This is a genomic window from Aeromicrobium sp. (genome assembly GCF_049586495.1).
Classification (GTDB): Bacteria; Actinomycetota; Actinomycetes; order Propionibacteriales; family Nocardioidaceae; genus Aeromicrobium.
The window spans coordinates 1-9,846 of the sequence record NZ_JBAVCB010000067.1 but is presented as its reverse complement, the minus strand read 5'-3'; the positions used below and the strand labels follow the sequence as shown (position 1 = coordinate 9,846).

Here is a 9,846-nt window from a genome sequence, read left to right as displayed (position 1 = left end):
GCACCGCCGCCATGGCCAAGCTCTTCGCCACCGAGGCGGCCCAGCGGATCGTCGATCAGTGCGTCCAGCTGCACGGCGCCCGGGCCCTGCAGCGCGGACATCTGCTCGAGCACCTCTACCGCGACGTCCGCGCACCCCGCATCTACGAGGGCGCCTCCGAGGTTCAACGCACCATCATCGCCCGCGAGATCATCAAGAGAAGGAACGCTTCATGAGCCGCTTTCGCGCCTCCGCCGCGCTGACCACCACGTGGGAGCACTTTGACTTCGACGTCACCGACTCCGTCGCCACCGTGACCCTGAACCGGCCCGAGAAGCTGAACCCGCTGACGTTCGAGTCGTATGCGGACCTGCGTGACCTGCTGTTCGAGCTGCCCCATCACGACGGCGTCAAGGTCCTCGTGATCCAGGGCGAGGGACGAGGCTTCTGCGGTGGAGGGGACGTCAACGAGATCATCGGCGAGCTGCTCACGATGCAGGCCGGCGATCTGATGACCTTCACCAAGATGACCGGGGACGTCATCCGGGCCATGCGCGAGTGCCCCATCCCGATCATCGTCAAGGTGCAGGGCATCGCGGCTGGCGCCGGATCGGTGATCGCGCTGGCTGCCGACTTCCGGGTGGTCGGCACCTCGGGCCGTTTCGCGTTCCTGTTCAGCAAGGTCGGCCTGTCTGGCGGCGACATGGGCGCTGCCTACCTGCTGCCCCGTGTCGTCGGCCTCGGCCACGCCACCAAGCTCCTCATGCTCGGCGACACGATCGACTCAGCCACCGCCGACCGATATGGGCTGGTGTCAGAGCTCGTCGCCGACGACGCGCTCGACGATGCCGTGATGGCCCTGGCCCACCGCCTCGCCAGCGGGCCCACGTTGGCCCATGCTCAGACCAAGTCGCTCCTGACCCGCGAGCTCGACATGCCCCTGGGGGCCGCGGTCGAGCTCGACGCCATGACGCAGGCCCTGCTGATGACCACCGAGGACCATGCTGAGTTCCATGCCGCCTTCAATGCCGGACGACCGCCTGCCTGGAAGGGCCGCTAGATGAAGACACTCGATTTCCTCGCTGCCGACGACCAGCTGAGCGAGGAGGAACGCGCCATCGGCCGGACCGTGCGCGACTACGCTCACAGCGAGCTCGCGCCGCGTGTCTCCGAGTGGTTCGAACAGGGCACGATTCCCTCGGACGTCGCGCGTGGACTCGGCAAGCTCGGCGTCCTCGGCATGCATCTGGATGGCTACGGCTGTGCTGGAACCAGTGCCACCGCGTACGGCGTGGCATGTCGCGAGCTCGAGGCTGTCGACTCGGGCCTGCGCAGTCTCGTCTCGGTGCAGGGCTCGCTCGCCATGTTTGCGATCCACCGGTGGGGCACCGAGGAACACCGCACCGAATGGCTGCCGAGGATGGCAGCGGGCGAGGCGATCGGCTGCTTCGGCCTCACCGAGTCCGATGCCGGCAGCGATCCCGGCTCCATGCGCACGACGGCGCGCCGCGATGGCGGCGATTGGGTCATCAACGGCGCGAAGATGTGGATCACCAACGGCACCCTTGCCGACGTCGCGGTGATCTGGGCGCAGACCGATGAGGGCATCCGCGGCTTCGCCGTGCCCACGTCGACACCCGGATTCTCGGCCCACGAGATTGGCCGCAAGCTCTCCTTGCGTGCGTCGATCACCGCAGAGCTCGTGCTCGACAACGTCCGCCTGCCCGAGTCGGCGGCCTTCCCCGACATCCGCGGCCTCAAGGGCCCACTCACCTGCCTCAACGAAGCGCGCTACGGGATCTTGTGGGGTGTGGTCGGCGCGGCTCGCAGCTGCCTGGAGGAGTCACTTGCCTACACGCTGGAGCGCGAACAGTTCGGCAAGCCGCTGGCGGGATTCCAGCTCACGCAGCGCAAGCTGGCCGACATGACGATCGCGGTCAACAACGCCGCCCTTGTCGCCCTTCACCTCGGCCGCCTGAAGGATGCCGACGCACTGACCCCCGTGCAGGTCAGCTACGGCAAGCTCGCCAACGTCCGAGCCGCCCTCGATGTCGCACGCACCGCCCGCGGCATGCTTGGCGCCGCTGGCATCACGCTGGATCATTCGGTCATGCGACACATGAACAATCTGGAGACTGTTGCCACCTACGAAGGCACCGAGGAGATGCACTCACTGAGCATCGGCCATGCGTTGACCGGGATCCCGGCCTTCCGATGAGCGGCAAGATCGCGGTGGTGACCGGCGCTGGTCAAGGCGTCGGCCGTGCCATCGTCGAGACGCTGTCCGCCGACGGTCACCGCGTCGTGCTGGTCGGCCGCACCCTCAGCAAGCTCCAGTCGGTTGCCGCCGAGCTCCCCGGCGACGCACTCCCGCTGGCCACCGACCTCACCGATGCGCACGCGGTCCTCGACCTCTTCGACACGATCGAGGAGTCATGGGGTCACCCTGAGATCCTGGTGGCCAACGCAGGGGCTTCGCTGGCGGCACCCTTGGTCGACACGACCGACGACGAGTGGCAGCACATGCTCGAGTCCAACCTGACGTCACCCTTCCGCTGCATCCGGCGGGCACTCCCCTCGATGCTCGAGCAGCGCTGGGGTCGCATCGTGGTGATCGCCTCGGTGGTGGCCAAACGCGGCGAGCGGCAGGTCAGCGCCTACTCGGCGAGCAAGCATGGGGTGTTGGGCCTCGTGAGGGCAGCCGCCGACGAGGTCGCCCGTACCGGCGTGACGGTCAACGCCGTCTGCCCGGGCTACGTCAACACGCCGATGACCGACGCCACGATCGCTGCCATGAGCGATCGACTCGACATCAGCACCGACGAAGCCGCCACCGTTCTGGCCCGGCGTCAACCGATCGGGCGCCTCGTCGAACCGTCCGAAGTCGCTGCCGCCGTCATGGCGTGCGTCGACAATGGAGCGATCAACGGGCAGGGCATCAACGTCGACGGAGGAGCAGTCCAGTCATGAGCTTTGAACGCATCAATCCCACCGATCTTGCCCGGGCGCGCGGGTTCAGCCACGCCGTCCGGACCGATCGACCGGTCACGGTCCACCTGGCCGGTCAGACCGCACTCGATCTCGACGGAAAGATCATCGACGGCGACATCGTCGAGCAGTTCGAACAGGCCTTCTCCAGCATGTTGCGCTCCCTCGAAGCCGCCGGGGGCCAGCCGAGCGACCTCACCTCCGTCACGATCTACATCGTGGACATGGAGGACTACCGCGCTCGGGCCCGCGACATCGGTGCCGTGTGGCGCCGACTGGCTGGCACGGAATACCCCGCCATGGCAGGCATCGGAGTTTCCCGCCTGTGGGACATCGAGGCGCTCGTCGAGGTGCAGGGCGTGGCCATGATCGAGCATCCACCCGCCTGATCACCGGCAGCGGCAGTGGTCAGCCGTGGATGACGGACATCGCGTGCTCCCGGGCGGGCGTCCGCAAGAGGGCATCCAGATCCGAGAAGAGGTTGGCGGCCTTGCCACCGTTCCAGTCGGCCGGCAGGAGGCTCGCCGGCAGACCGGGGTCGAGGTAGGGAAGCCGGCGCCACTGCGTCAACAGGGGCACATAGATCTCGAATGCCGTGCGGGCTGCATCGGCGGACGCCTTCCACCGGTTTCGGGCGTCCTGGTGCAGCTCGATGAAGGCCGCGTATTCCTGGTCGATGGCCGGCAGGTCCCACCAGGTACCGACCTTCTCTCGCAGGTCGCCGAAGGCTTCATACCGCGCATGGAAGATGTCCACGTACGATTCCATCGCGAGTCGTGTGAGGGTGTGGACGACCTGGTCGTGCAGATGACCGGGTGCGATCCAGACGCCCGGAGCGGTCGTGCCGAAGCCCATCTGCGCGAGAGTCGTGCGCAGCTGGTGCCGCTTTTCGCGCTCGACCTCAGGGATCGAGTAGACCACCAGCACGAAGCCGTCGGACTCGGCCGCCCGGAGTCGGCTGAAGATGCGGGTGTCACCCTCGCGCACCATCTCCAGCGTCTCGCTGGAGAGCGCGTAGCCAGCGGCCTGGCCGACGCGCATCGAACCGAGAACCCCGCGTCGCTTGAGCCGTGAGATCGATGACCGGACGCCAGCGGAATCGACGTCCAGATCGCCGAGCATCTTGACCACGGAGTTGACCGACAGCCAGTTGTGCTCGTCGCGGGCGTACAACCCGTACAGCGTCAAAATGAGCTGGCGCGGTGCGATCTCCGGCATGACTGGATCCTAGGGGTGGGTCAGGACGACACTGCGTCTGGACGCAGACGGAAGCGCTGAAGCTTGCCCGTCTGGGTCCGGGGCAGCTCGGTGACGAAACGAATCTGCCGCGGATACTTGTAGGGCGCGATAGTCGCCTTCACGTGCTGCTTGATCGCCAGCGCCAGCTCGTCGTCCCCGACGACCCCGTCGTTGAGCACGATGAACGCCGTGACGAGGCTGCCGCGCGCTTCGTCCGGCCATCCGATGACCGCGCATTCCAGGACGTCGCCATGGGACAGCACCGCTTCCTCGACTTCGGGGCCAGCGATGTTGTAGCCCGACGAGATGATCATGTCGTCGCTGCGCGCCTGGTACCAGAAGTAGCCATCCTGGTCGCGAATGAAAGTGTCACCCGTGACGTTCCAGCCGTCCTCGACGTAGACCTGCTGGCGTTCGTCGGCAAGATAGCGGCAACCGGTTGGCCCTTGCACGGCGAGGCGGCCGGGTGTGCCGTCCTCCACCGGGTGGCCGTCAAGGTCCACGATCCGTGCCCGGTAGCCCGGGACCGCCCGGCCCGTCGACCCCGGACGGATGTCGTCGTCAGCGGAGGAGATGAAGACGTGCAGCATCTCGGTCGCGCCAATGCCGTCGATGATCTTGACGCCCGTCGCCTCCAAAAAGGCCCGCCACGTCGCTTCGTCCAGATGTTCCCCGGCCGACACCGCTCGTCGCAACGAGCTGAGCCGGGTGGCGCAGCCAGCGGCGATCATGGCCCGATATGCCGTGGGGGCGGTGAAACAGATCGACACGCCGTTCTCGGCGATGTGACCTGCGAGCTCGACTGGCGTCGCCTTCTCGATCAGCAAGGTTCTCGCACCGATGCGGAGCGGGAAGATGACGGCGCCTCCGAGACCGAAGGTGAACGCCAACGGCGGCGTGCCGGCGAAGACGTCATCAGAGTTCGGCTTCAGGACGTGCCGGGAGAAGGTGTCCGCGATTGCCAGGACGTCACGGTGGAAGTGCATGGTCGCCTTGGGCCGGCCCGTGGTGCCGGAGGTGAAGGCCAGGAGAGCGACGTCATCAGCGGCTGTGTCCACGTCGGCATGGGTGGTCGGTTGCGAGCCGATCCGCACGGAGAGGTCGTCGTCCTCCGGTCCGCCGAAGGCGACGATCTCGACCTCGTCGAGGGCCGCTGTGTGCAGATCGTCCAAAAATCGATGATCACACAGGGCGAGGTCGATCTGGGCGACCTCATGGATGCTGCGGAGCTCCTCGGCGCGCAGCATCGGCATCGTAGCGACCACGACCGCTCCGGCCTTGAGCACACCGAACCAACACGCCACCAACCACGGATTGTTGGGCCCGCGGAGCAGGACTCGGTTGCCCGGCACGACGCCGAGCTCGGTGCTCAGCAGGCCGGCGATCCGATTGGCCGTGTCGAGGAGGTCTTGATAGGTCCAGCTCACGGCACCGGGAGCGAGCAGGCACTCGCGTTGCCCGCCAAATTCGTTGATGACATCGTCCAGCAGCGCCACTGCGCAGTTGAGCCGGTCCGGGTACTGCACGTCCGGACTGTCGAGCAGGAGCTCTGGCCACGCATCGACGGGTGGAAGGTTGTCGCGGCAGAACGAATCAACGTGTGCCGAAGACGACAAAGTCATCGCAACCTCTCTTCCGGATCAGGGTCCGATGGTATGCACCATCTGTGACGGTAGTCAACGTGTCGATACACAATGGTTAGTGCGATCTCTTGACGATCGTCGAAAATACATTATAAAGTCGCAGCAGACATCGTGTCGTTCACTACCCTCGGAGGACCAGTCCCATGAAGCTCCCCTGGAAGATGCGCGCGGCTCTCGCGCTTGCAGCCTCGACCTCACTCGTGCTCGCCGGTTGCGGCGACGGCGCTCTCGGTGGCGATGACGCCGCCGCCGACGGACCGGTCAAGATCGGTCTTCTCGTGCCGCAGTCCGGCATCTACAAGACGCTCGGTGACGACATGAAGGCCGGCTTCGAGCTCTACCTCGAGCAGAATGACGGCAAGCTCGGTGGACGCGAGATCGACATCTCGGTGGCCGATGAAGGCGAGACCGCCGACTCGGGCAAGGCCGCCGCTGACAAGCTGGTCAAGCAGGACAAGGTCGCGGCCGTCACCGGCATCGTCAGCTCGGCCGTCCTCAACGGCAGCAAGGACCTCTTCGAGTCCCAGGGCATCCCGTTGGTGGGCTCCAACGCCTCCCCCACCAACATCACCGACGCCAAGTTCATCTGGCGCACCTCCTACGTCAACGACGAGCCCGGCAAGGCGCTGGGCGCCTACGTCGCCGACAAGGTCGACGGTCCCGTCTACCTGCTGGCCGCCGACTACCAAGCCGGCAAGGATGAGGTCGAGGGCTTCAAGGAGACGTTTGTGGAGGCCGGCGGCGAGATCGCCGACGAGGTCTACACACCGTTCCCCGGAACAAAGAACTTCCAGCCCTTCCTGGCGAACCTGCAAAAGTCCAAGGCCAAGGCCGTCTTCACGTTCTACGCCGGCGGCGCTGCCGTCGATTTCGTCAAGCAGTACAGCCAGTTCGGGCTGCAGGGCAAGGTCGATCACTACTCGGCCGGATTCCTCACCGAGGGCGGCGTGCTCACGGCGCAAGCTGACGCAGCCGAAGGCACCTTCACGGCGATGAACTACTCCGCCGATCTGGACAACACGACCAACGCCGCATTCGTCGAGGCCTACAAGGCCAAGACCGGCAACGCTCCGACCACGTACGCGATGGCGTCCTTCGATGCCGCACAGGTGCTCGACAAGGCCATCAAGGCAGCCGGCGACGACGTCACGTCGAAGACGATCAACGACGCCATTGCCAACGTCGGTGAGATCGACAGCCCGCGCGGCGCTTGGTCCTTCAACGACAATGGCACGCCGGTGCAGATGTGGTACCTGCGGGAGGTCAAGGCCGATGGCGGCACCTTCAACAACGCTGTGATCGCCGAGCTCGGCAAGCTCGGCTGACGCGGCGCGGGGAACGGATCGGAACGCGGTGCTGAGCTGGCTCGACGGCAATCTCGTCAGCATGGTCGACGGGATTGCCTACGGGCTGTTGCTCTTCACGCTGGCGGTCGGATTGTCCTTGGTCTTCGGCATGATGGACGTCCTCAACCTGGCCCACGGCGCCTTGTACCTGCTGGGGGCCTACGTCGGCTACGCACTGTCTGACGGCAGCTGGCTGGGATTCGGACTGGCCATCGTCGTCGGCGTGCTGGTCGGCGTGGTCGGGGGGTTCGTGCTGTCGGCGGTCACCCTGCCGCTGGCATCACGTGGTCACCTCGATCAGGCTGTCCTGACCCTGGGCATCGCGTTCATCGCCGCTGACCTGCTGTTCGCTGTCTTCGGCAGCGAGGTGCTGCGCACTCAGCCACCGCGCGGACTGGCCGGCACCGCGTTGCTCTTCGGCCACAGCTATCCGATCTACCGGCTGGCCTTCATCGCCATCGCTGGCCTCCTGGCGGCTGGCGTGTACTACGTGTTCGAGCGCTCCTCGCTCGGTGCCCTCGTGCGCGCCACGGTTGCTGACCGGACGATGGTGCAGGCGATGGGAGTCGACACCCGCAAGGTGCTCTTCGGAGTCTTCGCCGTCGGCGCGGCGCTGGCGACGGTGGGCGGCGTGCTCGGAGCCCCGATCATCGCGCCCGGCCCCGGAGTCGCCGAGAACGTTCTGGTGCTCTCCCTCGTCGTGGTCGTGATCGGCGGGCTGGGTTCGGTCCGGGGGGCGATGATCGGCGCACTCCTCATCGGCCAGGTGCAGACCCTGGGCGTCGCGCTCCTGCCCGACTACGCACCCTTCCTGCTCTTCGGCGCCATGGTCGTGGTGCTCGCGTGGCGCCCCCAGGGGCTGGCCTCGTTGACGAGCCGCGCATGATGCGGCGCCTGGTCGGCGTCGGTGTGGTCGTCGCGCTCTGCGCCATGCCGTGGATCGTCGACGCCTACTCCATCTCCACCCTCTCGCGCATCCTGACCTTCGGGCTGTTGGCCATCAGCGTCAACCTGCTGACCGGCGTGACCGGTCTGCCGACGCTCGGCCAATCGGCCTACTTCGGCGTTGGCGCATACACCGGCGCCATCGTGGCGACCACGATGTCGGACCTCGGGCCGCTCCAGCTGGTTCTGTCGGCCGTCGCTGGGGCCGTGGCTGCAGCGATCACCGGCCCTGTGGCGGTCAGAGCACGTGGCGTGTCCTTCTTGATGATCACGCTGGCCATCGGCGAGATCGGGTACAGCGCGGCCGGCCGTCTGGACGGGATCACGCGCGGCACCGACGGATTCTCCGGGATTCCGCCTGTCGTTGCGGCGCCGGGCATGGCCCCCTTCGTCCAGGACGGCCTCGTCTACTACTACGTGTTGGTCATGTTCCTGCTGCTGTACGGCCTGGTGGCACTGCTGGTGCGTTCGCCATTCGGGTTGACGCTGCGCGGCATTCGCGACAACGAGGACCGGCTCCGAGCAGTCGGATACAACACGACCGCGTACGCCCTGGCCGCCTATTGCATTGCTGGCGCCCTGGCTGGCGCGGCTGGGTCGCTGTGGACATCGACCCAGAACTTCGTCGCCCCCGGCGACATGGGCTTCCAGGTGGCTGCCTTGGCGCTGCTGGCGGTGGTGATCGGCGGCCTCGGTTCGATGTGGTGCAGCGTCGTCGGCGCGGCCATCGTCATCCTGACTCGTGACTACATCGGCGGCTACTTCCCCGGACATGGCACCTTGTTGCTCGGCATCGTGTTCGTGGTGGCGGTCTACACCTTGCCGCGGGGACTCGCGGGGCTGCGACGACCGAAAGCCGAGGTCCGGTCATGACGACACCCATGCTTGAGCTGCGCGGGGTCTCCCGACACTTCGGATCCCTCAAGGCGGTCGAGGACGTCTCGTTCTCCGTCGCGCCGGGGAGTCGCCATGCGGTGATCGGACCCAACGGGGCAGGCAAGTCCACGCTGTTCGCGCTGATTGCCGGAACCCACGCCGCGACCGCTGGATCGGTCCTCCTGAACGGCAACGACGTGACCGGAGTCGCCGAGCATCAACGGGTGGGTCGGGGACTCGCCCGCACCTTCCAGCATTCCTCGTTGTTCCTGACCGCGACCGTGGCCGAGAACATCATGCTCGCCGCGCAGCGTCGGGCTGGCCGCACGTCATGGTCGATGTGCCGTCCTGCCGCCAAGCGAACCAATCTCCTTGAGGATGGACGTCAGCTTCTCGACCGGGTCGGACTTGCCGATCGGTCCTCGGATCGGGCCGGTGCACTGTCGCACGGCGAGCGTCGCCAGCTCGAGGTGGCCGTGGCCCTTGCCTGCCGACCCCAGCTGCTCCTGCTTGACGAGCCAGCCGCTGGGATGTCCGCCTCAGAGACCGCCCGGCTGATGAGTCTGATCAAGGACCTTCCGTCCGAGGTCACGGTGATGATCGTCGAACACGATCTGGATCTCGTGTTCGGCGTGGCAGACACCATGACGGTGCTGCATCTTGGCCAACATCTGGTGAGCGGCTCCCCCGCAGAAGTACGGGCGTCGCCCGAGGTTCAGAGCGCCTACCTGGGAGCCGAGAACACGAGCGAGTTGTTTCCCGACGATCCGAGCCCATCAGTGCCCGAGGCCCAGTCATGACCGATTTCCTGACAGTACGCGGCCTCCACG

11 protein-coding genes are annotated in these 9,846 nt (G+C 66.4%); 9 read left to right on the top strand and 2 right to left on the bottom strand.

What is annotated here, in order from left to right; all coding sequences use genetic code 11:
- The 5 genes from WB508_RS04000 to WB508_RS03980 all read left to right on the top strand — a co-directional run.
- Positions 1–215 (top strand): acyl-CoA dehydrogenase family protein (locus WB508_RS04000; protein ID WP_423843592.1); only part of this gene is annotated, 215 nt, incomplete at its 5' end.
- Positions 212–1,039 (top strand): enoyl-CoA hydratase family protein, encoded by an 828-nt coding sequence (locus WB508_RS03995; protein WP_423843591.1) that lies wholly within the window; start codon positions 212–214, stop codon positions 1,037–1,039. The genes WB508_RS04000 and WB508_RS03995, both read left to right, overlap by 4 nt.
- Positions 1,040–2,197 carry an acyl-CoA dehydrogenase family protein gene (locus WB508_RS03990; protein ID WP_423843590.1) on the top strand — a complete coding sequence of 386 codons (1,158 nt, stop codon included), beginning with the start codon at positions 1,040–1,042 and terminating at the stop codon, positions 2,195–2,197.
- Complete coding sequence (locus WB508_RS03985; RefSeq protein ID WP_423843589.1) at positions 2,194–2,949, top strand: SDR family NAD(P)-dependent oxidoreductase; 756 nt, start codon at positions 2,194–2,196, stop codon at positions 2,947–2,949. Before WB508_RS03990 ends, WB508_RS03985 begins: the two co-directional genes overlap by 4 nt.
- Entirely contained in the window at positions 2,946–3,356 is a 411-nt protein-coding gene (locus WB508_RS03980) for a RidA family protein (protein ID WP_423843588.1), read from the top strand. The genes WB508_RS03985 and WB508_RS03980 overlap by 4 nt, the downstream gene beginning before the upstream one ends.
- 19 nt (positions 3,357–3,375) lie before the next feature.
- Here the strand turns inward: WB508_RS03980 and WB508_RS03975 are convergent, their stop codons facing one another.
- Positions 3,376–4,185: a PaaX family transcriptional regulator C-terminal domain-containing protein gene (locus WB508_RS03975; RefSeq protein ID WP_423843587.1), complete on the bottom strand. Its 810-nt coding sequence runs from the start codon at positions 4,183–4,185 to the stop codon at positions 3,376–3,378.
- Between the two features lie 20 nt (positions 4,186–4,205).
- The gene (locus tag WB508_RS03970; RefSeq protein ID WP_423843586.1) at positions 4,206–5,828 is read right to left on the bottom strand and encodes an AMP-binding protein; all 1,623 of its coding nucleotides are present in this window, start codon (positions 5,826–5,828) and stop codon (positions 4,206–4,208) included.
- A 164-nt stretch (positions 5,829–5,992) separates the two neighbouring features.
- On the opposite strand from WB508_RS03970, the gene WB508_RS03965 reads away from it, so the two are divergent.
- The 4 genes from WB508_RS03965 (at position 5,993) to WB508_RS03950 (ending at position 9,816) form a co-directional block, all read left to right on the top strand.
- The gene (locus tag WB508_RS03965; protein ID WP_423843585.1) at positions 5,993–7,174 is read left to right on the top strand and encodes an ABC transporter substrate-binding protein; all 1,182 of its coding nucleotides are present in this window, start codon (positions 5,993–5,995) and stop codon (positions 7,172–7,174) included.
- Between the two features lie 61 nt (positions 7,175–7,235).
- The gene (locus WB508_RS03960; RefSeq protein ID WP_423843584.1) at positions 7,236–8,081 is read left to right on the top strand and encodes a branched-chain amino acid ABC transporter permease; all 846 of its coding nucleotides are present in this window, start codon (positions 7,236–7,238) and stop codon (positions 8,079–8,081) included.
- A complete protein-coding gene (locus WB508_RS03955; RefSeq protein ID WP_423843583.1) occupies positions 8,078–9,013 on the top strand; it encodes a branched-chain amino acid ABC transporter permease in 936 nt (311 codons plus the stop codon). The genes WB508_RS03960 and WB508_RS03955 overlap by 4 nt, the downstream gene beginning before the upstream one ends.
- A complete protein-coding gene (locus WB508_RS03950; RefSeq protein WP_423843582.1) occupies positions 9,010–9,816 on the top strand; it encodes an ABC transporter ATP-binding protein in 807 nt (268 codons plus the stop codon). The genes WB508_RS03955 and WB508_RS03950 overlap by 4 nt, the downstream gene beginning before the upstream one ends.
- The last annotated feature ends 30 nt before the right edge of the window (positions 9,817–9,846 follow it).